The organism is Bilophila sp. 4_1_30 (genome assembly GCF_000224655.1).
Classification (GTDB): Bacteria; Desulfobacterota; Desulfovibrionia; order Desulfovibrionales; family Desulfovibrionaceae; genus Bilophila; species Bilophila wadsworthia.
Window position 1 is genome coordinate 95,010 of the sequence record NZ_JH114236.1, and the last position, 20,083, is coordinate 115,092.

Consider the following 20,083-nt stretch of genomic DNA (forward strand, 5'->3'; position numbering starts at 1 on the left):
TTTCATTTTACAGAAGGATACCGCTATGTCCCGCGTCGCTTGGCCCGACTACTTCATGAACATCGCCCACCTCGTGGCGGAGCGCTCTACCTGCCTGCGCCGCAGGGTTGGGGCCGTAGCCGTCAAGGACAAACGCATCCTCGCCACCGGCTATAACGGCGCACCGTCCAAGGTAGCGCATTGCCTCGATATCGGTTGCCTGCGCGAACAGCTCGGCGTGCCTTCCGGCCAGCGGCATGAAATCTGCCGGGGCCTCCACGCGGAGCAGAACGTCATCATTCAGGCCGCGGTACACGGCATTTCCCTCGCCGGGGCCGAAGTCTACTGCACGCATCAGCCTTGCCTCATCTGCTCGAAAATGCTCATCAACTGCGGCATCACTAAAATCTGGTACGCATCGGGCTACCCGGATGAACTGGCCATGCAGATGCTGAACGAAGCGGACATCACGCTCGAGCTCCTCCCCCTGCGCCCCACGCCGGATGGCTGCGGGCATACGGGCCCCTCGGGAGAAGGCGCATGAGCCATCCGTACGAATCGTTCATGCGGGAAGCCGTCGAACTCGCGGAACGCGGCCGCTGGTCCGCCGCTCCCAATCCGACGGTGGGCGCCGTACTTGTCCGTGACGGTGTTGTCGTTGCCAGAGGCTGGCATACCGCTTACGGCAAGAGCCATGCGGAAGTGGAGTGCCTCAAGGACGCCGAAGCCAAAGGCGTCGATCCCTCGGCCTGCACCCTGGTCGTCACGCTGGAGCCCTGCAACCATCAAGGGCAAACCCCGCCCTGCACGGAAGCGGTGATCGCGGCGGGCATCCGTCACGTGGTCATCGGCCTGCGCGATCCCAACCCCAAGGCGGCGGGCGGCATGGAACGCCTTGCCGAAGCGGGCGTGGAAGTGGAAGCGGGTGTATGCGAGGAGCTGTGCCGGGATCTGGTCGCCGATTTTCTGATCTGGCAGACCACGAAACGCCCTTACGTCATGCTGAAACTCGCCATGACGCTGGACGGCCGCATCGCCACCCGCACCGGGCATTCCCGCTGGATCACCGGAAAAACGGCCCGCCATCAGGTGCACGAACTCCGTGCCAACGTGGGACGGGCCGGAGGCGCGATCCTCGTCGGCGGCAACACGCTCCATACCGATAATCCATTGCTGACCGCAAGGCTTGACAAACCGGTCGAACGCCAGCCGCTGGCCGTGTCCATTTCCTCGCGCGTGCCCGCGCCCGACTCCCTGCTGCTGTTCAAGGAACGCCCCACGGAGACGATTTTCTTCACCACGGCGTCCGGAGCCGCCACGCCCCGCGCGGCCCAGCTCCGCGAGCGCGGCGTCCGCATCCGAGGCCTTGACCGCTGGAAAAGCGGCGAGGATCTTGTGCAGATCCTTGAATACCTGCGTCAGGAAGCGGGCTGCCCCTACGTGTTGTGCGAAGGCGGAGGGCGCCTTGGCCTCTCGTTGCTGGAAGCCGGGCTCGTCGACGAATTTCATCTCCACATCGCGCCGAAAGTGCTTGGGGACAATGACGCGCGCCCGCTGTTCGACGGACGCACGCCCCTTGAACTGGACGAGGCGCTCTCGCTGCGGCTGGTCCGCATGGAGCCCTGTGGAGAGGACGGACACCTCATATTCAGGCCGGTGCGCGCATGTTCACAGGCATAATCAACGGTCAGGGGAAACTGCTGGCGGTGGAATCCCGTGGGCACGAGACCCGGTTTCGGATTCAGGCGCTTTACGACCTCGCGGACATTATTTTGGGCGAATCCATTGCCGTCAACGGAACGTGTCTTACAGTAGAAACGTCTGGTCCGAGCCTTTTTTCCGCCTATGCGTCCGCTGAAACCATGCGGCGCACGGCTCTCGGCCTGCTGAAACCCGGCGCCAAGGTCAATCTTGAACGGGCGCTTGCCGTGGGCGATCGCCTCGGCGGGCATATCGTCAGCGGGCACGTGGACTGTGTGGCTGAAATCCTGTCCGTGCGGCAGGAAGGCGAGTCGCGGCGCATCCGCATCGGTTTTCCCGTTTCTTTCGGAGCGGAAGTCATCGGGAAGGGCTCAGTGGCACTTGACGGCATCAGCCTGACAGTGAATGATTGCGGACCGGACTTTCTGGAGGTCAACGTCATCCCCGAAACATGGCGGGTAACGACGGTGGCCGAATGGGTTCCGGGCACGCGCATCAATATGGAAACCGACGTCATCGGCAAGTATGTCCGCCACATGATGGCTCCCCACCTCGGCCTCGCCTCCGAGGAGGCGAAAACGGGGAAACTGTCGGTTGAATTCCTGCGCGAAAACGGCTTTTTCTGAGGATCAACGAAGCTGAGGACTCTATACTATGGCTATTTGCAGTGTTGAAGAAGCGGTGGAGGATATCCGGCAGGGCCGGATGATCATTCTTGTCGACGACGAAGATCGGGAAAACGAGGGTGACATCACCATCGCCGCCGAGCATGTGACGCCCGAGGCCATTAATTTCATGGCGAAATACGCCCGCGGCCTCATCTGCCTTCCGCTCGGCCCCAGCCTCGTGGACAAGCTGGATCTCCCGCTCATGACGCAGCGTAACGGCTCCAAGTTCGGCACCAACTTCACGGTGTCCATCGAAGCCCGCAACGGCGTGACCACCGGCATTTCGGCGGCCGACCGCGCCCGCACCATCCTCGCCGCCGTGGCCGACGACGTCCGCCCCGAGGATCTGGTGACGCCCGGCCATGTGTTCCCGCTCCGTGCCCAGCCCGGCGGTGTGCTCACCCGCGCCGGACAGACGGAAGGCAGCGTGGACCTCGCCGTGCTCGCCGGATTGAAGCCCGCCGCCGTCATCTGCGAAATCATGAAAGACGACGGGACGATGGCCCGTATGCCCGATCTGGAGAAATTCGCCGAAGAGCACAACCTCAAGATCGCCGCTGTGCGCGACCTCATCCGTTACCATCTGCGGCACGGCCAGCTCGGCGTGCGCCGCGTGGCCGAAACCAAGCTCCCCTCCCGCTACGGCAACTTCACGATGATCGCCTATGAAAACGATATCAGCGCCGATACCCATGTCGCCATCGTCAAGGGCGACGTGTCCGAAAAGGGCGGCTCCGATCCCGTGCTCGTGCGCGTACACAGCGAATGCCTGACCGGCGACGCGTTCGGCTCCCTGCGCTGCGACTGCGGCAACCAGCTTGCCGCCGCGCTGACCCGCATCGAAAAGGAAGGCCGGGGCGCGGTCATCTACATGCGTCAGGAAGGCCGGGGCATTGGCCTCGCCAACAAGCTGAAGGCCTATGCCCTTCAGGATCAGGGCTACGACACCGTTGAAGCCAACGAAAAGCTCGGCTTCAAGGCGGACCTCCGCGATTACGGCGTCGGCGCGCAGATCCTCCTTGATCTGGGCATCCGCAAGCTCCGCATCATGACCAACAACCCGCGCAAGATCGTCGGTCTGGAAGGCTACGGGATCGAAATCGTCGGCCGTGAGCCCATTGAAGTGGGTTGCTGCGCCACCAACGAAGAATATATGCGCACCAAGCAGGAAAAGATGGGGCACATGCTCCACGTTTCCGGCGACCGTAAGTAACGAACGGCGCGCCGCATCCCGAGATGCGGCGCCTTACCCCATACAGACGAGGCTCCCATGAACCAGATCAAGATCATCGACGGGCATCTCAACGCGGCGGATCTCAAATTCGCCATCCTTGCGACACGTTTCAACGATTTCATTGTAGACCGGCTCGTCGGCGGCGCGGTGGACTATCTGATCCGTCATGGCGGATCGGAAGAAAACCTGACCATCGTCCGCGTTCCCGGCGCCTTCGAAATGCCCCTCGCCTGCAAAAAGCTGGCGGCTTCCGGCAAGTATGACGGCATCGTCGCCGTCGGCGCCGTCATCCGGGGCGGGACGCCTCATTTTGATTTCGTGGCGGCCGAAGCCACCAAGGGCCTTGCCCATGTGTCCCTTGAAAGCGGCGTGCCGGTGGGCTTCGGCCTGCTGACCACGGACAACATCGAGCAGGCCATCGAACGCGCGGGCACCAAGGCCGGAAACAAGGGCGTTGAAGCCGCCTCCGCCGTCCTTGAGACCGTCCGCGTACTGCAGCAGATTTAAGGACGGTACGCGGGAGGCGCTCATAAAAACGCCTCCCGCGCTTTCCCTCCGCGATCATTTTGCTTGGCGGGGAGGCCGTGCGGCGGGAACTTCGCTGTACGGAGTCCTCTTCCGAAAAACACCGGGCGTTGCAGTCCGTACAAAGCGGCAAGCCCCCGGTAGGCTGTGGGGAGCCATCCACAGCAAGAACGGTTCCCCCGTACCGGGGATATGCCCGGCGGGTACGGAGCGGCTCCCTGCCGCATACGGACAGAGTCCGGTTCCCCAATGTTTTGTCGGCGGCGTTTTTTCTCCGCTGCCGCGCTGTCTTCCGGGAAGCTCCCGGAAGTTCGTTTTTCCGGCATTCCATCACTTTTGCACGAGGCCATTTCATGTCCAAAAACAGACCCCATGCCCGCCGCGCCGCGCGTTCACGCGCGTTTCAGGTGCTGTACAGCCTGCAGTTCTCTCCCTCGACCACCCTCGGGGATGTCCGCACCGCGTTCCTCGAAATGCCCGATCCCACGGATGCGGACATGGACGAAAACGCCGAAACCCGCGAGGAAAAGCTGTACGGCTTCGCGTGGGAACTGGTGGAGGGCGTCTGGTCCAACGTCAAAAATCTCGACAGCGTCATCGAACGCTTCTCGCAGAACTGGCGCGTGGATCGGCTCGGCAAGATCGAGCTGACCCTGCTCCGCCTCGCCGTTTTCGAAATGCTGTACCGGGCTGACGTCCCGCCCAAGGTCGCCATCAACGAGGCGCTTGAACTGTCCACCCGCTTCGGCGACGCCAAGGCCAAGAGCTTCATCAACGGCATCCTCGACGCGGCGATCAAGGCTCAGGAAGCCGGTACGCTCACAGTTGCGGGCAAGGCCAACGCCTGATAGATTGGCGGGGTTTGACGCCAAGGCGGGCCGGAGTCGATCCGGCCCCCGATTATACAGCAATAAGGATCAGTCATGAGCAAGCCTAAGCGCTATGACCCGGCGGCCATCGAAACCAAATGGCAGTCCCGCTGGGAAAACGAAAAGACCTACGCCTGTCATGTCGACAAGGACAAAAAAAAATACTATGTGCTGGAAATGTTTCCCTATCCTTCGGGAAACCTGCACATGGGCCATGTACGTAACTACTCCATCGGCGACGTAGTGGCGCGTTTCAAGCGTATGCAGGGATTCAACGTCATGCATCCCATGGGATGGGACGCCTTCGGCCTGCCCGCCGAAAACGCCGCCATCAAGCATAACATCCATCCGAGCGTCTGGACGCACGCCAATATCGACAACATGCGCGCCCAGTTGAAGCGCCTCGGTTATTCCTATGACTGGGACCGTGAAGTCGCCACCTGCGATGAGCCCTACTACCGATGGGAGCAGCTTTTCTTCCTGCGCTGGCTGGAAAAGGGCCTCGTCTACCGCAAGAAAGCCTCTCAGAACTGGTGCCCGCACTGCAATACCGTGCTCGCCAACGAACAGGTCGTCGACGGCCTGTGCTGGCGCTGCGACACGCCCGTCGTCCAAAAGGAACTCACCCAGTGGTTCCTCAAGATCACGGATTACGCCGACGAACTGCTCGCCGACCTCTCCAAGCTCGAGGGCGGCTGGCCTGACCGCGTGCTCAGTATGCAGCGCAACTGGATCGGCAAGTCCGTGGGCGCGGAGATCACGTTCCCACTGGAATCCGGCGAAGGCGACATCAAGGTGTTCACCACCCGCCCCGACACGGTGTTCGGCGTGACGTTCATGACGCTGGCCCCCGAGCATCCGCTCGTCGAGTCGCTCATCAGCGGCAAGCCCAACGAAGCTGAAGCCCGCGCCTTTATCGAGCGGACCCACAACATGGACCGCATCGACCGCCAGTCCGACAGCCTCGAAAAAGAAGGCGTCTTCACCGGCTCCTACTGCCTCAACCCCTTCACGGGCCGTCAGGTTCCGATTTGGCTCGGCAACTTCGTCCTTGCCGAATACGGCACCGGCGCGGTTATGGCCGTGCCCGCCCACGATCAGCGCGACTTCGACTTCTCCAAGAAGTACGGCATGGAGCGCATCGTGGTTATCCAGCCCGAAGGCGAAGCGCCGCTCACTCCCGAAAATCTGACCGAAGCCTATACCGCTCCCGGCGTGCTCGTGAACTCCGGCGAATTCGACGGCCTGCCCAACGAAGACGCCAAGAAGGCCATCGCCGACGCGCTGGAAGCGTCCGGCAAGGGCAAGCGCACCACCAACTGGCGCCTCCGCGACTGGAATATTTCCCGCCAGCGTTACTGGGGTGCGCCCATCCCGGTGGTCTATTGCGACACATGCGGCATGGTTCCCGTGCCCGAAGACCAGCTCCCGGTCCGCCTGCCGCTGGACGTGCAGACGCACACGGACGGCAAGTCTCCCCTGCCCCACACGCCCGAATTCTACAACTGCACCTGCCCGAAGTGCGGCGGTGCGGCCAAGCGCGAAACCGACACGATGGACACCTTTGTTGAATCCTCGTGGTACTTCGCCCGCTATACCGACGCCCGCAACGACAAGGCTCCCTTCGACATGGAAGCCCTGCGCTACTGGCTGTCCGTGGACCAGTACATCGGCGGCGTGGAGCACGCCATCCTGCATCTGCTCTATGCCCGCTTCTTCACCAAGGTGCTGCGCGATCTCGGCTACTTCCCCAAGGAGATCGACGAGCCTTTCGCCAACCTGCTCACGCAGGGCATGGTTCTGAAGGACGGCAGCAAGATGTCCAAGTCCAAGGGCAACACCGTCGATCCCACGGAAATGATAGCCAAGTACGGCGCGGACACCGTCCGCCTGTTCTGCCTGTTCGCCGCGCCGCCGGAACGCGACTTCGACTGGAGCGATACCGGCATTGAAGGGGCTTCCCGTTTCCTCAACCGTATCTGGCGCCTGTACGCCGATACCTGCGAAGTCCTGTCTCCCGTGGGGGCCTGCTCCTCCACCGCCGCCGACGCGACGACTGCGGCAGCCAAGGAAGTCCGCCTCAAGGAACACCTCACCGTCAAGAAAGCCGGTGAGGACATCGGCAACCGTTATCAGTTCAACACCGCTATTGCGGCGATCATGGAACTGGTCAACGCGCTGTACCTCGCCAAGGACGAACTCGCCACGACGGAAGAAGGCCGTAAGGTACTGTCCTCCGCCATGGCGACCGTGCTGACGCTTCTGGCCCCCATCACCCCGCACGTGTGCGAGGAATTGTGGGAAGACCTCGGCCATGCCCGGAGCATCGATCAGGAGCCCTGGCCGGTATGGAAGGAAGACGCCTTGCAGCGCGACGTGCTCACCGTGGTCATCCAGATCAACGGCAAGCTGCGCGGCAAGATCGAAGTACCCGCCTCCGCTTCCAAGGAAGAGGTGGAACAGCTCGCCCTTACCGAACAGAACATCGTCCGCCACCTCGAAGGGCTCACGGTCCGCAAGGTTGTGGTCATTCCCGGCAAACTCGTCAACGTGGTGGCCAACTGATGAACAGACCGCATCCGGCTTCGGCACATGCAGGGTATGGACGCCTGTACAGGCTTGCGGCGGGACTGCTGAGCGGACTCCTCGTCTGCCTGATGCTGACCGGGTGCGGCTATGTCTGGCGCGGTCAGGAAGGCTCCCTGTCCGAAAACAGCGTGCTCGGCAACGGTTCCAAGACGCTCAAAATCAAAAGCGTGGAACAGACCTCGCTCTACCCGTGGCTGACCTATCAGGTCCGCTCGCTGGTACGGGACGACATCAACGCCCGGAACCTGGCGAAGTGGGTGGATGACGGACAGGCTGACTATACCCTGACCGTGCGTATCCCCAGTTTCAAGGTCCGCAGCTACGGCCAGTACAGAAGCGCCTCGCAACTGTATACGGCTACCATCAGCATAGAATTCATCGTCTATGATGGAAAGACCAATACGGAAGTCTGGCGCTCTGGTCCCATCTACTACGAGGAAAACTATGAAAACGCCAACGAGGAATCGGCCATCAAGTCCATCCTCGAGATGGCCGTGCGCCGTTGCATGGACGCCTTGCAACAACGATTCTGACCTGACGGGACAAGACCGTCGCTTTCGCCTATGACGACACGACCGGGTTTCAGCTTTTGCATATGCCCAGACGGGAAGCTCCTCCGCCAGCAGGTGGAGGAGCTTCTTGGTGCCCATCCCGACGCGGGGCGGGAACGGCATGTTTTCTGGGGCGACGACGAACTGCCGCCCAAATTCTGGGAGATCCTCACGCTCCAGGGGCTTTTTTCCACGTCGCGGGTTCTGGTGATGCGCAATGCCCACGCCCTGACCGCCGATGTCTGGAAACGTCTTTCCGCAGCGCTCTCCCGCCCCAATCCTCAAACATGGCCCCTGTTTTGCCTTGAGGTCGCGTGGGAGAAGGGCCAGCCCAAAATCCCCGCGCATATCGCCAAACTGCCCTGCTTTACCTTTGCCGATGCCAAGGGCTGGATCTGGCGTTCCCCCGGGCTGGAGCCCCGCTCGCTCCGCCGCCACATCCAGATACGTTCCAAGGCGCTGGGGCTGGATTTGGAACCGGGCTGCGTGGATATTCTCGCCGAAACGCTCCTTCCTGACGCCGCCGCCGTGGACGCGGAACTGAGCAAGCTCCAACTGCTGGCGGACGGAAAACCGCTGACGCAGGAACAAGCCCGCAGCGTCAGCCCGACGACCGAATTCAACGTATTCGCGTTCCTGCGCCAGCTTCAGGCGGGGCAGACCGCTTCCGTCTGGAAAAGCATCCTTGAGGAACAATCCAAGGGCGAGGAACCGCTTTTCTATCTACTCGCCATGCTCCAGCGCGAGGCACGCCAGCTCTGGCAAATCCTTGCCGGGGAACAGGTCCGCATGGGCCCGTCCGATCAGCAGGCCAAACAGCAGACGGCCTCCCGCCTCGGCGCCGCCGGGCTTGCCAAGCTCTGGGACGCCATGCACACAGCCGAACTTTCCGTCAAATCGGGAAGGCGCTCCCCAAGCCAGGCGCTGGATGCCCTCATGGGCGATCTGACGCTGCTTTTCACGCCCGCGCAACGCCGTTCCCCCCGCTGACGTTCTTTTTCATTTCTCATGGCTCATCCGGGCTTTTCCCCTTGCTTACCCCGCAGGACTGCTTATTATGTCAACTGATACACCCCACTACGCCGGACATCGTGCCCGGCTGCGCGAGCGTCTTCTCAAAGACAGCACCGCGCTTGCCGATTATGAAATATTGGAACTCTTGCTGGGCTATGCGCTTTTGCGGCGGGATACCAAACCGCTCGCCAAAGAATTGCTCTCCCGGTTCGGGAGTATCCGCGGCGTGTTGGACGCATTGCCCGCCGAGATACAGCAAGTGGACGGCGTGGGGGAAGGTGTCGCGGCTCTTCGGCTCCTGCTTCGGGAAATGATGGCGCGCTACGCCGAAGCGCCGATGCGGGAACGGAAAGTTTTGTGTACGCCCCGCGACGTGGCGCAAATGGTGATCCCCCGGTTGTCCGGTTCTCCCCACGAGGAGCTCTGGACGGCTACCGTCGATGCCCAAAACCGTCTGCTCACCTGGGAGAGGCTGGCGCGGGGGACGGTAGGCATGGTTCCGTGTTATCCGAGGGACATTTTGGAGCGGGTGCTCCAGCGCAAGGCAAGCGGCTTCTTTCTGGTGCACAACCATCCCGGAGGGACGCCGAAGGCTTCGCCCGAGGACATTGAGATGACGAGGAACATCCAGCGCATCGCCACCAGCATGGGGCTGCGCCTGCTTGATCACCTCATCGTAGGCGACGGCGCCTGTTACAGCATACGAGAGGACGGACTGCTCTGAACCACGGGTTCTCCACCGTACTACCTTTTGAGGATACAGCCATGACGTTTGATTCTGATAACGACAACGACGAAAAAAAAGAGGAAACTCCCGCCCGCCGTCGGCGGAGGCCGGCCCGGCGCCGTGTCCCCGCTCAAATACAAGACGAGCAGATGGATGCCTCATCTGAAGAAATTACGCCGGAATTGCAGGAAATTCCATCCACCATGCCCTTGCTTCCACTCCGGGACGTGGTGGTCTTCAACTATATGATCGTGCCCTTGTTCGTGGGGCGCGAACAGTCCGTGCAGGCCGTGGAAGCCGCCGCGACGCACGGACGCCATATTTTCCTCTGCGCCCAAAAAGACGGGCAGGTGGACAATCCCAAAGCGGACGATCTCTACCCGGTCGGCTCCGTGGCGCTCATCCTGCGTCTGCTCAAGATGCCCGACGGGCGCATCAAGGCGCTGGTGCAGGGGGTATCGCGCGCCCGCCTCGTCGACTTGAACGAGAGCGGCCCTTACCTGTCCGCCAACGTTGAGCTGATGCCCGAACCGGAAGCCGTCGCTCCCGAATCGGAACAGGAAGCGCTTATCCGCTTCGCGCGCGAACAGTGCGAGCGTATCCTGTCCCTGCGCGGCATCCCCACCGGGGACATCATGGGCGTTCTCAGCAATGTGAACGAACCCGGACGCCTTTCCGATCTCATCGCCGCCAACCTGCGGCTCAAGATGGAGGAAGCGCAGGAGATCCTCCAGTGCGTCGATCCGATGGATCGCCTGCGCCTCATCATCACGCATCTGGTGCATGAGTCCGAAGTGGCGACCATGCAGATCAAGATCCAGACCTCGGCCCGCGAAGGCATGGACAAGGCGCAGAAGGAATATTACCTGCGCGAACAGCTCAAGGCCATCCGCAAGGAGTTGGGCGACGGCCCCGACGCCGACGAGGAACTGGAAGACATTACCAAGGCCATCGAAAAGGCCGGGCTTCCCGCCGACGTGCGCAAAGAAGCCGACAAGCAGCTCAAGCGGCTCGCCACGATGCACGGCGACTCGGCGGAAGCCAGCGTCGTACGCACCTATCTCGACTGGCTGGCGGAATTGCCGTGGAAAAAGATGTCCAAGGATCAGCTTGATATCGTCAAGGCCAAAGACGTGCTGGACGAGGATCACTACGGGCTGACCAAGATCAAGGACCGCATCCTTGAATACCTCAGCGTCCGCAAGCTCAATCCCGACTCCAAGGGGCCCATCCTCTGCTTTGCGGGCCCTCCCGGCGTGGGCAAGACCTCGCTCGGCCGCTCCATCGCAAGGGCATTGGGGCGCAAGTTCCAGCGCATCTCCCTCGGCGGAATGCGCGACGAGGCAGAAATCCGCGGGCATCGGCGCACGTACATCGGAGCCATGCCGGGCCGCATCATTCAGGCGATGAAGCAGGCCGGGACCCGCAACCCGGTCATCATCCTCGATGAAATCGACAAGCTCGGCAACGACTTCCGGGGCGATCCTTCTTCGGCTCTCCTGGAAGCGCTGGATCCGGAACAGAACTTCAACTTCAGCGATCATTATCTGAACGTACCGTTCGATCTCTCCAAGGTGCTGTTCATCTGCACGGCGAACCATCTGGAGAACATCCCCGGCCCGCTCCGCGACCGTCTGGAGATCATTTCCCTGCCCGGCTATACGCAGCAGGAAAAGCTGGCCATTGCCCGCAAGTACATCCTGCCCAAGGAAATGCACGAAAACGGGTTGAAGGACCGCGAACTGACCTTGCCCGATGCGGCAATGAACCGCATCATCCGCGAGTACACCCGTGAGGCGGGCCTGCGTAACCTTGAGCGCGAAATCGGGACCGTCTGCCGCAAGATCGCACGGCGGAAAGCGGAAGGAAGCAAGCCTCCATTCCGTGTGACGGCAGCCGGGCTTCCCCGGCTCCTCGGCGCGCCGATCTTTATCGACGACGAAGCCGAACGCAAGCTCATCCCCGGCGTGGCCCTCGGCCTCGCGTGGACGCCCGCCGGCGGCGAAATCCTCTACATCGAGGTTTCCGCGATCAAGGGCAAGGGCGGGCTCACGCTGACGGGCCAGCTTGGGGACGTAATGAAGGAAAGCGCGCAAGCCGCATTGACCTATGCCCGCGCCAAGGCCGACGAGCTCGGCATTGCGCCCGACTTCGCCGAGCACACGGACATCCATATCCATGTGCCCGCCGGGGCCACTCCCAAGGATGGCCCCTCGGCTGGCGTCACGCTGGTGACGGCGCTCATCTCCGCGCTGACCGGCAAGACCGTGCGCGGCGACATCTGCATGACGGGCGAAATCACCCTGCGCGGGCGCGTCCTGCCCGTGGGCGGCATCAAGGAAAAGGTGCTCGCCGGGGTTGCGCGCGGCATCGGCCACGTCATACTGCCCGCCAAGAACCAGAAGGATCTGGAAGAAATCCCACAGGAGCTCCGCCGCAAGATCGTCGTCCACACCGTGGACAGCATCGACGACGTCCTCCCGCTCGTGTTTGAAAAGAAGTAAAAGCAATTGGGGAAGGGAGGGAAAACGTTTCTGAAGAAAGGGGGAGTTCCTCCTCACTTTTCCCTCCATTCCCCAAACCTGCCAGAGCGGCTCGCGCCCATCCCTCCCATTCCAAAGACTTTCATATGGTGGGGAGGGAGCGCGCCGGCTTTCCTGTCTGGAACGGCAAGCAATGCCTCAATACAACGGATTACGTTCTTACATAAAAAAGGACCGGCTGACATAAGCCGGTCCTTTTTGCCTTTTCAGACTCGCCATCCAGCGACGTTTCTCCATCATCAGGGTAAACCGTAAGCAGGGATTCGATAAAGATGGAGCCTTTGGGGTGGAGGGGAAGGGAGGAGGCCCTTTCTGCAGAAAGGGCCTCCTCCCTTCCCCCATATTCCACATTTCCTACAACAAAAAAGCGGTAGCCAGCCCCAAAAAAATAAAGAAGCCCGCGCTGTCGGTGATGGCGGTGAGGAAGATGCTGGAAGCCTGCGCGGGGTCGCGGCCCACGGCACGGAAGATCAGGGGGATGCTGCCGCCCGCCAGCGCGCCGAGCAGCATGTCGCCCATGAGCGCCGCTCCCATGACCATGCCAAGCTCGGGAGAGGAGGAGGTGAACCAGACGCCGACACAGGCCAGCATCGCCATGATCACCCCGGAAGCGATGCCGATCTTGCCTTCACGCAACACGGCAATCCACGCGCGCTTGCGATCGAACTTCTCCGTGGCAAGCTGACGGATCATCACGGCGAGCGCCTGCTGCCCGGTGTTCCCGGCCTGATTCGCCACCATCGGCATGAGCACAGCCAGCAAGGCCATGCCTGCAATGGAGCCTTCGAACATGTACACCACAAAGGCCGACATCATGGAGGTCACCATGTTCACGATGAGCCACGGCAGGCGTATCTGCACCGACTCCAGCCACGGCGTGTCCACAGTCTCGTCCTGACCGGCGCCCACCATGCCGAGCAGGTCGGCGCTGGCCTCGTCCTGCATAATGTCCAGAATGTCGTCGTAGGTCGCCACGCCGAGAAGGCGCCCTTCATAGTCCACCACAGGCATGGCCATGAAGTTGTAATGGCTCATGCGGCGGGCCACTTCCTCGCTCGACGTATCGTAACGTACGGCGATCACGTCCTGATCATGCAGGGAATCCCGCAGGATCGTCCCCGGTTTCGACAGCATGAGGTCACGCAGGGAAAAGACCCCGACCAGTTTGTCGTCCTCGTCCACCACGTAGGCATAATAGGGGATTTCCATATCCTCTTCCATGCCCCGCCGGATCAGCGAGATGGCTTCGTCCACCGTGATGTCCTGCTCAAGCAGGATGATCTCGGTATTCATGATGCCGCCCGCCGTATCGGGGTCGAACGCCAGCAGGTTGCGGAGTTCTTCGGCGTCGTCGCGGTCAAGGTTGCTCAGAAGGACATCGCGGTGCCCCTCTTCCAGCTCGTCCAGAACGTCGGCGGCGTCGTCGGGAGACATTTCGGCGATGATCTGGGCCGCCTCGTCCGGATCGAGGTTTTCCAGGACGTCGACGGCAACTTCCTGATCAAGCTCCGCAAGAGCCTCGGCCGCTTCGTCGGCGGGCAAATGGCGGAACAGGCAGACCTGCTCCTTGAGGCTCAGGTTTTCCAGATGTTCGGCCATGTCGGCCGGGTGGGAGTACTCGGATTCGCCGTCTTCCAGATATTCTATGCACTGCGAAAGGGCTCGCTGGCGGGTATTGTCGGCAGGTTCATCGCCTTTCGTCTCCGGCCTTTCCACGGAGTTTTTCCGCTCTTTCTCCTCAAGACTCCGCGCTATGCCGTCCGGGGCTGTCTTTTTCTCTTCGGGGGCCGTATCCGACATGGACCTATCCTCCTCCACCTGAACCGCATAACGTCTCAAGGATACCAAAAGTTACGATAAAAAAACGAAACGCGCCTCCAAAACCGGCGTTTCTGCCCGAACTGCCTTTTATCCCGGCCCGTATCCGGCACCTCCCCGAACGGTTGGGAAAAAAAGAGCATCTTGACGAAAACGGATGAGCCACCTAGTAAACGAAAAGACTTTACGCTGCTGACTCGTTGCCGGATGCGCGCGTCTCGCGCATGTCGGCGTTGCTCTCAACCCCGTGTAGCACTGCCAAGGATGCGGGACAAGATATGATCCTTCCAGAATTCTCAGAATATTTTCAGGGCGAGGCGCGGACGCACCTTTTGTCGATCCTGGAACTCTCCCTCGCCGAGGATGGGCCGGATCTCACCACCGAGGGCGTCTTCGGCCCCGGGGACCGGCTTCAGGCGATTATCGTAGCCAAAGAACAGACGATCATCGCCGGGCTGCCCGTCATCCCGCTGGTCATGGATCTGTGTGCGGCGCACCCGGAAGAGCTTTCCTACACATGGCAGAGCCTTGCCAAGGAAGGGGAAGAGGTCGCCAAGGGTTCCATCGTGGCCCGCATTTCCGGCCCCGCCCGGCAAGTCCTCCGCGCCGAGCGCGTGATCCTCAACTTCGTGAGCCACCTCTGCGGCATCGCCAACCTGACGCGCCGCTACGCCGAAAAGCTCGAAGGCACGGGCGTCCGCCTGCTTGATACGCGCAAGACCATGCCGGGCCTGCGCTATCCCGACAAATACGCCGTACTGTGCGGCGGCGGGCACAACCACAGGCGCAACCTCGCCGAAATGCTCATGCTCAAGGACAACCACATCGACGCGGCCGGGTCAATGACCAAGGCCGTCGAACTGCTGCGCGGGCGTTACACCCCTTGCCCGCCCATTGAAGTGGAATGCCGCAACCACGACGAAATCAGCGAGGCCGTCGCCTGCAGGGTCGACCGCATCATGCTCGACAATATGACGCCCGATATGCTCCCCGAAGCGCTGGAAATGATCCCCTCCTCCATCGAAACGGAGATCAGCGGGGGCGTTTCCCTCGACACCATCCGGGCGTATGCCACCGTAAGCACCGTCCGCAAACCCGACTTCATTTCCGTCGGACGCATCACGCACTCCGCCGTGACCGCCGACCTCAGCATGCGCATTGCGAAGGAATCCCTATGACGACAGCACCTCTCTCCAACGACGCCCGCGCCATTGAGGAACTCCGCTCCAAACTCGGCGGCAGGCTGACCATCGTCGGCCACCACTACGAGCAGGAAGCCACCATCCAGCACTGCGACATCCGCGGCGACTCCCTCGAACTGGCCCGGCGCGTCCCCGGCATCGCCTCGGACTACATCGTCTTCTGCGGCGTCTACTTCATGGCGGAATCCGCCGCCCTGCTCGCCCGCGAAGGCCAGCAGGTGCTCCTGCCCGACCATTCCGCCGACTGCGTGATGGCCCAGATGACCCCCGCCCGGCTGCTCGATCGCGTGCTCGGCCGCCTCACCGCCTCGGGCCGCAAGCTGGTCCCGCTCGCCTACGTCAACACTTCGCTGGCGGTCAAGGCCGTGGTGGGGCGCTACGGCGGCGCGGTGTGCACGTCGGCCAACGCGGAAAAAATGATGAACTGGGCCTTCCGCCAGGGTGACGGCGTGCTGTTCCTGCCGGACAAGAATCTGGCCCGCAATACCGCCCGCAAGCTCGGCATCACCGGGCGCGACACGCATATCCTCGACGTGCGGAAAACCGGGGAAGCCGTGGACCTCGAAGCGGCTGACAAGGCCGCCCTCGTGCTCTGGCCCGGCCTGTGCGCCATCCATGCCCGCTTCCACCCCGAACAGATTGAAGCCGTGCGCAAGGCCGACCCGTCCTGCAAAGTCATCGTGCACCCCGAATGCTCTCCCGAAGTGGTGCGCGCCGCCGACGGAGCCGGCTCCACTACCTACATCATCGAGTATGTCAGGAATGCGCCGGACGGGGCACATATTTATGTCGGCACGGAAATCAATCTGGTGGAACGCCTCGCCCGTGAGCAGGAAGGCCGCATCCGCGTGGAAGCCCTGCGTTCCAGCGCCTGTTCCAACATGGCGAAAATCACGCCTGAGAAGCTGCGCGACACATTGGAAGGCATCGTTGCCGGGAACACGGATCCCATCACCGTGCCCAGCGAGGATTCCGCTCCGGCTAAGGCTTCCCTCGAACGGATGCTCGAAGCCTGCGCGTAGTTTTTGATGCTTGTCGGAGGAGGGGAAAAGCTTCTGAAAAAGGGCTTTCCCTTCCCCAACCCTGCTATTGCGGAGCCCATCCCTTCCCAGAGGGTTCTCGTTGTGGGGAAAACGCGTGGCGGGAGTTCCGTTGAACATATTTCAGCATAGTGGATGCTCTATCCCGAACAGGTTTCAGGGGGCCTTGCCGCCCCCTTTCCTATATGCACAAAACAAGGTCTTTTCTCAAAAGAAGGCAGTATGACACAGCAGCGCTTGAAAACACAGGTTCTCGTCATCGGCGCCGGGATCAGCGGCAGCACGTCCGCCCTTACTCTGGCGGACGCCGGGTATGAGGTAACCCTCATTGTCCCCGGAAAAGAGCTGGACGGCGGCAATTCCGCGTTGGCGCAAGGCGGCATCGTCTATCGTTCCGACCCTAACGACGCCAAAGATCTGGAAAAGGACATTCTGATTGCCGGGCACCATCACAACTACGTCAAGGCTGTCCGCCACCTCTGCCAGCATGGCCCCGAAGCCGTGGAACGCATCCTCATGGAGCGTGCGCCCATCCCCTTCGATCGGCTGGACGGCAAGCTCGACTTCACCCGTGAGGGCGGGCACGGCAAGCACCGCATCGTGCACTGCGCCGACCACACCGGGAAGACCATCATGGAAGGCCTATTGCAGGCCGTGCGCATGTCTCCGAACATCCGCATCCTGACCGGGCGCACCGCCGTGGACCTGATCACCACGGATCACCATGCGCGGTATAAGGAATACCGCTACCAGCTCGACAACCAGTGCCTCGGGGCCTACGTCTACAACGAGGACACCCGGGAAGTGGAAACCCTGCTCGCGGACTTCACCGTGCTTGCCACCGGCGGTGTCGGGCAGGTCTATCTGCACACGACCAACACCGCCGCCTGCACCGGTTCGGGCATCGCCATGGCCCAGCGCGCGGGCGTGCGTCTCGACAATCTGGAATACGTCCAGTTCCACCCGACCGCGCTGTATACCCGCCAGTCGCACAGCTTCCTGATTACGGAGGCCATGCGCGGCGAAGGGGCCCGCCTCACGAACGCCAAGGGCGAATTCTTCATGAAGCGCTATGACGAACGCGCCGACCTCGCCCCCCGCGACATCGTGGCCCGGGCAATCATGGATGAAATGCTTCACAGCGGCGAGCCCTGCATGTATCTGGACGTCTCCGGCGTGAAGCACGACATCCCCACACGGTTCCCCACCATCTACCAGCACTGCATGGAGCTGGGCATCGACATCAACAAGAAGCCCATCCCGGTGGTTCCCGTGGCGCATTTCTTCTGCGGCGGCATCCTCGTCGACGCTTCCGCCCGCACGACGCTGACCCGCCTCTACAGCGTGGGCGAGTGCAGCTGCACCGGCCTGCACGGGGCCAACCGCCTCGCCAGCACGTCGCTCCTCGAAGCCCTGCTCTGGGGATACAGCGCCGGTCAGGACATCGCGCAGCGCATCACCAAGCGCGGCTACATCAGCAAGCGCCTTGCCGACGCCATCCCCGACTGGGAAAGCACCGGCGACGAACGCAACGACGACCCGGCGCTCATTGCGCAGGACTGGGCGACCATCCGCAACACCATGTGGAATTACGTGGGCATCAGCCGCACGGCCAGCCGCCTGCACCGTGCCTTTGACGACCTGCGCGCCCTTTCCCGCCATCTCCACGACTTCTACAAAAACACGGCCATCTCCAAGCCCATCGTGGATCTCTTCCACGGCTGCCAGGCGGCCTACAGCATCACCCAGAGTGCCCTGCGCAACCCCCGCAGCCTCGGGTGCCATCACAGGATCAACTAAAGCAGAACGTATTGTGGGGAAGGGGAACCTTTTTTCAGAAAGTTCCCTTTCCCCAAACCTGCCCGCAGGGGCTCCATCTCCCCTTTCCAAAGGCTTTTGTGCTTATCGAAGGCCCCTTCGCGGCCTCTTCCAGCACGGATTGTGGGATACGACGGGCGCCCCAAAAGAGCCTAGAGAAAAGCAGCAAAGGAAGAGCGTTCCGAAAAAACTTTATCGGTACGGTTCTCCCTCTTCCTTGCTGCCTCCGATTTTTGTAACAAAGGTGGCGCGACATTGTTTCGCCCCACCGGAGCGTTTCTCCCGCCTCCTTCCGTGGTGCCCGCGGCGAGGTGCGGGAGATTTCCGTATACCAGGGACACGTGAAAAACGGACGTGCCCACAGGACACAGAGGATTCGAAAAAGCATGAGTCAGAACCAGCAGAGAGAACAGCTCGGCAGCCGCATCGGTTTTCTTCTTCTTGCGGCGGGCTGCGCCATCGGACTCGGGAACGTCTGGCGTTTCCCCTATATCGCAGGAGCCTACGGCGGCGCGTTGTTCGTGTTCATCTATATCGGCTTCCTGCTGGCAGTCGGCGTTCCCATTTTGGTCATGGAGTTCTCCGTGGGCCGGGCGGCGCAGCGCAATCTGGGCGCGGCCCTGCAAAAACTGGAGCCCAAAGGCTCACGCTGGCATACGTTCGGCCCCCTCAGCCTCATCGGCAGCTACCTGCTCATGATGTTTTACACGACGGTAGCGGGCTGGATGCTGGCCTACTGCTGGTCCATGATCAAGGGCGATCTTTCCGGCCTGACTCCCGAGCAGGTCGGCGGCTTTTTCGGCGGCCTGATCAGCGATCCGACGTCATCCTGCCTCTGGATGGGCGCGGCGGTGATCTTCTGTTTTACCGTGTGCGGCATGGGCTTGCGCCGGGGCGTCGAGCGCGTGGTCAAATTCATGATGGTCGGCCTGTTCGCCCTCATGATAGCGCTGGTGGTCCGTGCCGTCACTCTGCCGGGGGGCGAAGCGGGCATCAGCTTCTACCTCATGCCCGATCCCGAAAAGCTGACCGGAGGGCTCTGGGCCGCCGTCACCGCCGCCATGGGACAGGCCTTCTTCACCCTCGGCCTCGGCGTCGGCTCCATGACCATTTTCGGCAGCTATATCGATAAATCCCGCTCCCTGACCGGCGAAGCCCTCTACATCGTCCTGCTCGACACCGTCGTCGCGCTCATGGCGGGCCTCATCATCTTCCCGGCCTGCTTCGCCTTCGGGGTCAACCCCGGCTCCGGCCCCGGCCTCGTATTCGTAACCCTGCCGAACATTTTCAACAGTATGCCTTTCGGACGCTTCTGGGGCTCCCTGTTCTTCGTGTTCATGTCCTTTGCGGCCCTGTCCACGGTCATCGCCGTCTTTGAGAACATCGTCTCCTACTGCATGGACGTCTGGGGCTGGACCCGCAAAAAAGCCTCCACGGTCAACTGCGTTACGATGTTCCTCCTCTCCCTGCCCTGCACGCTCGGCTTCAACGTCCTGTCCGGTTTCCAGCCTTTCGGGGAAGGATCCTCCGTGCTGGATCTGGAAGATTTTCTCCTCAGCAACAACCTGCTGCCCTTCGGCGCCCTGCTCTTCCTCTCCTTCTGCTGCCACAGATGGGGCTGGGGCTGGAACAATTTCATCGCCGAAACCGATCAAGGGCAGGGAGCCCGCTTCCCCCACTGGCTCAAGCCGTATCTCCAGTACATCCTGCCCTGCGTGCTGGTCTTTCTTTTCATTCAGGGGTATGTAGACAAGTTTATGAAGTAAGGGGAAAAAAGATTGGGAGGGGAAGGGGAACCTTTCTTC

The 20,083-nt window shown here is 61.7% G+C and carries 16 protein-coding genes; 15 read left to right on the forward strand and 1 reads right to left on the reverse strand.

Annotated features, from left to right (window positions below):
* Positions 1-25 precede the first annotated feature (25 nt).
* The 11 genes from HMPREF0178_RS18900 (at position 26) to lon (ending at position 12,361) form a co-directional block, all read left to right on the forward strand.
* The gene (locus HMPREF0178_RS18900) at positions 26-523 is read left to right on the forward strand and encodes a cytidine/deoxycytidylate deaminase family protein (RefSeq protein WP_005025794.1); all 498 of its coding nucleotides are present in this window, start codon (positions 26-28) and stop codon (positions 521-523) included.
* A complete protein-coding gene (gene ribD / locus HMPREF0178_RS18905; protein ID WP_009369161.1) occupies positions 520-1,659 on the forward strand; it encodes a bifunctional diaminohydroxyphosphoribosylaminopyrimidine deaminase/5-amino-6-(5-phosphoribosylamino)uracil reductase RibD in 1,140 nt (379 codons plus the stop codon). The genes HMPREF0178_RS18900 and ribD overlap by 4 nt, the downstream gene beginning before the upstream one ends.
* Entirely contained in the window at positions 1,644-2,306 is a 663-nt protein-coding gene (locus HMPREF0178_RS18910; protein ID WP_009369162.1) for a riboflavin synthase, read from the forward strand. The genes ribD and HMPREF0178_RS18910 overlap by 16 nt, the downstream gene beginning before the upstream one ends.
* Positions 2,307-2,334: 28 nt before the next feature.
* Complete coding sequence (locus HMPREF0178_RS18915; RefSeq protein ID WP_009369163.1) at positions 2,335-3,561, forward strand: bifunctional 3,4-dihydroxy-2-butanone-4-phosphate synthase/GTP cyclohydrolase II; 1,227 nt, start codon at positions 2,335-2,337, stop codon at positions 3,559-3,561.
* A gap of 57 nt (positions 3,562-3,618) precedes the next feature.
* Entirely contained in the window at positions 3,619-4,089 is a 471-nt protein-coding gene (gene ribE / locus HMPREF0178_RS18920; protein ID WP_009369164.1) for a 6,7-dimethyl-8-ribityllumazine synthase, read from the forward strand.
* Between the two features lie 371 nt (positions 4,090-4,460).
* Complete coding sequence (nusB, locus tag HMPREF0178_RS18925) at positions 4,461-4,955, forward strand: transcription antitermination factor NusB (RefSeq protein ID WP_009369165.1); 495 nt, start codon at positions 4,461-4,463, stop codon at positions 4,953-4,955.
* Positions 4,956-5,030: 75 nt separating this feature from the next.
* Complete coding sequence (leuS, locus tag HMPREF0178_RS18930) at positions 5,031-7,541, forward strand: leucine--tRNA ligase (RefSeq protein ID WP_009369166.1); 2,511 nt, start codon at positions 5,031-5,033, stop codon at positions 7,539-7,541.
* Positions 7,541-8,098, forward strand: a complete 558-nt coding sequence (gene lptE, locus HMPREF0178_RS18935) for an LPS assembly lipoprotein LptE (protein ID WP_005025780.1) — start codon at positions 7,541-7,543, stop codon at positions 8,096-8,098. The genes leuS and lptE overlap by 1 nt, the downstream gene beginning before the upstream one ends.
* Before the next feature lie 30 nt (positions 8,099-8,128).
* Positions 8,129-9,106, forward strand: coding sequence for a DNA polymerase III subunit delta (gene holA / locus HMPREF0178_RS18940; RefSeq protein ID WP_009369167.1), 978 nt, complete (start codon positions 8,129-8,131; stop codon positions 9,104-9,106).
* A gap of 67 nt (positions 9,107-9,173) precedes the next feature.
* Complete coding sequence (radC, locus tag HMPREF0178_RS18945) at positions 9,174-9,854, forward strand: DNA repair protein RadC (protein WP_009369168.1); 681 nt, start codon at positions 9,174-9,176, stop codon at positions 9,852-9,854.
* Between the two features lie 152 nt (positions 9,855-10,006).
* Positions 10,007-12,361 (forward strand): endopeptidase La, encoded by a 2,355-nt coding sequence (lon, locus tag HMPREF0178_RS18950; RefSeq protein ID WP_232281334.1) that lies wholly within the window; start codon positions 10,007-10,009, stop codon positions 12,359-12,361.
* A 393-nt stretch (positions 12,362-12,754) separates the two neighbouring features.
* On the opposite strand, the gene mgtE is transcribed toward lon, so the two are convergent.
* Positions 12,755-14,200 (reverse strand): magnesium transporter, encoded by a 1,446-nt coding sequence (gene mgtE, locus HMPREF0178_RS18955; protein ID WP_009369170.1) that lies wholly within the window; start codon positions 14,198-14,200, stop codon positions 12,755-12,757.
* A 296-nt stretch (positions 14,201-14,496) separates the two neighbouring features.
* Between mgtE and nadC the strand changes: the two genes are divergently transcribed.
* The 4 genes from nadC (at position 14,497) to HMPREF0178_RS18975 (ending at position 20,044) form a co-directional block, all read left to right on the forward strand.
* Positions 14,497-15,396 (forward strand): carboxylating nicotinate-nucleotide diphosphorylase, encoded by a 900-nt coding sequence (nadC, locus tag HMPREF0178_RS18960; protein WP_009369171.1) that lies wholly within the window; start codon positions 14,497-14,499, stop codon positions 15,394-15,396.
* On the forward strand, positions 15,393-16,442 hold the full coding sequence (nadA, locus tag HMPREF0178_RS18965; RefSeq protein WP_009369172.1) for a quinolinate synthase NadA: 1,050 nt from the start codon (positions 15,393-15,395) through the stop codon (positions 16,440-16,442). Before nadC ends, nadA begins: the two co-directional genes overlap by 4 nt.
* Before the next feature lie 240 nt (positions 16,443-16,682).
* Positions 16,683-18,260 carry an L-aspartate oxidase gene (gene nadB, locus HMPREF0178_RS18970; RefSeq protein WP_009369173.1) on the forward strand — a complete coding sequence of 526 codons (1,578 nt, stop codon included), beginning with the start codon at positions 16,683-16,685 and terminating at the stop codon, positions 18,258-18,260.
* Between the two features lie 404 nt (positions 18,261-18,664).
* The gene (locus tag HMPREF0178_RS18975) at positions 18,665-20,044 is read left to right on the forward strand and encodes a sodium-dependent transporter (protein ID WP_009369174.1); all 1,380 of its coding nucleotides are present in this window, start codon (positions 18,665-18,667) and stop codon (positions 20,042-20,044) included.
* The last annotated feature ends 39 nt before the right edge of the window (positions 20,045-20,083 follow it).

Bases quoted from the DNA above. Each gene is read 5' to 3' on its own strand.
- nadB (WP_009369173.1), top strand. From the start codon at position 16,683: ATGACACAGCAGCGCTTGAAAACACAGGTTCTCGTCATCGGCGCCGGG.
- lon (WP_232281334.1), top strand. From the start codon at position 10,007: ATGGATGCCTCATCTGAAGAAATTACGCCGGAATTGCAGGAAATTCCA.
- lptE (WP_005025780.1), top strand. From the start codon at position 7,541: ATGAACAGACCGCATCCGGCTTCGGCACATGCAGGGTATGGACGCCTG.
- HMPREF0178_RS18910 (WP_009369162.1), top strand. From the start codon at position 1,644: ATGTTCACAGGCATAATCAACGGTCAGGGGAAACTGCTGGCGGTGGAA.
- HMPREF0178_RS18900 (WP_005025794.1), top strand. From the start codon at position 26: ATGTCCCGCGTCGCTTGGCCCGACTACTTCATGAACATCGCCCACCTC.
- ribD (WP_009369161.1), top strand. From the start codon at position 520: ATGAGCCATCCGTACGAATCGTTCATGCGGGAAGCCGTCGAACTCGCG.
- ribE (WP_009369164.1), top strand. From the start codon at position 3,619: ATGAACCAGATCAAGATCATCGACGGGCATCTCAACGCGGCGGATCTC.
- holA (WP_009369167.1), top strand. From the start codon at position 8,129: ATGACGACACGACCGGGTTTCAGCTTTTGCATATGCCCAGACGGGAAG.
- nadA (WP_009369172.1), top strand. From the start codon at position 15,393: ATGACGACAGCACCTCTCTCCAACGACGCCCGCGCCATTGAGGAACTC.
- HMPREF0178_RS18975 (WP_009369174.1), top strand. From the start codon at position 18,665: ATGAGTCAGAACCAGCAGAGAGAACAGCTCGGCAGCCGCATCGGTTTT.
- nusB (WP_009369165.1), top strand. From the start codon at position 4,461: ATGTCCAAAAACAGACCCCATGCCCGCCGCGCCGCGCGTTCACGCGCG.
- nadC (WP_009369171.1), top strand. From the start codon at position 14,497: ATGATCCTTCCAGAATTCTCAGAATATTTTCAGGGCGAGGCGCGGACG.
- HMPREF0178_RS18915 (WP_009369163.1), top strand. From the start codon at position 2,335: ATGGCTATTTGCAGTGTTGAAGAAGCGGTGGAGGATATCCGGCAGGGC.
- mgtE (WP_009369170.1), bottom strand. From the start codon at position 14,200: ATGTCGGATACGGCCCCCGAAGAGAAAAAGACAGCCCCGGACGGCATA.
- leuS (WP_009369166.1), top strand. From the start codon at position 5,031: ATGAGCAAGCCTAAGCGCTATGACCCGGCGGCCATCGAAACCAAATGG.
- radC (WP_009369168.1), top strand. From the start codon at position 9,174: ATGTCAACTGATACACCCCACTACGCCGGACATCGTGCCCGGCTGCGC.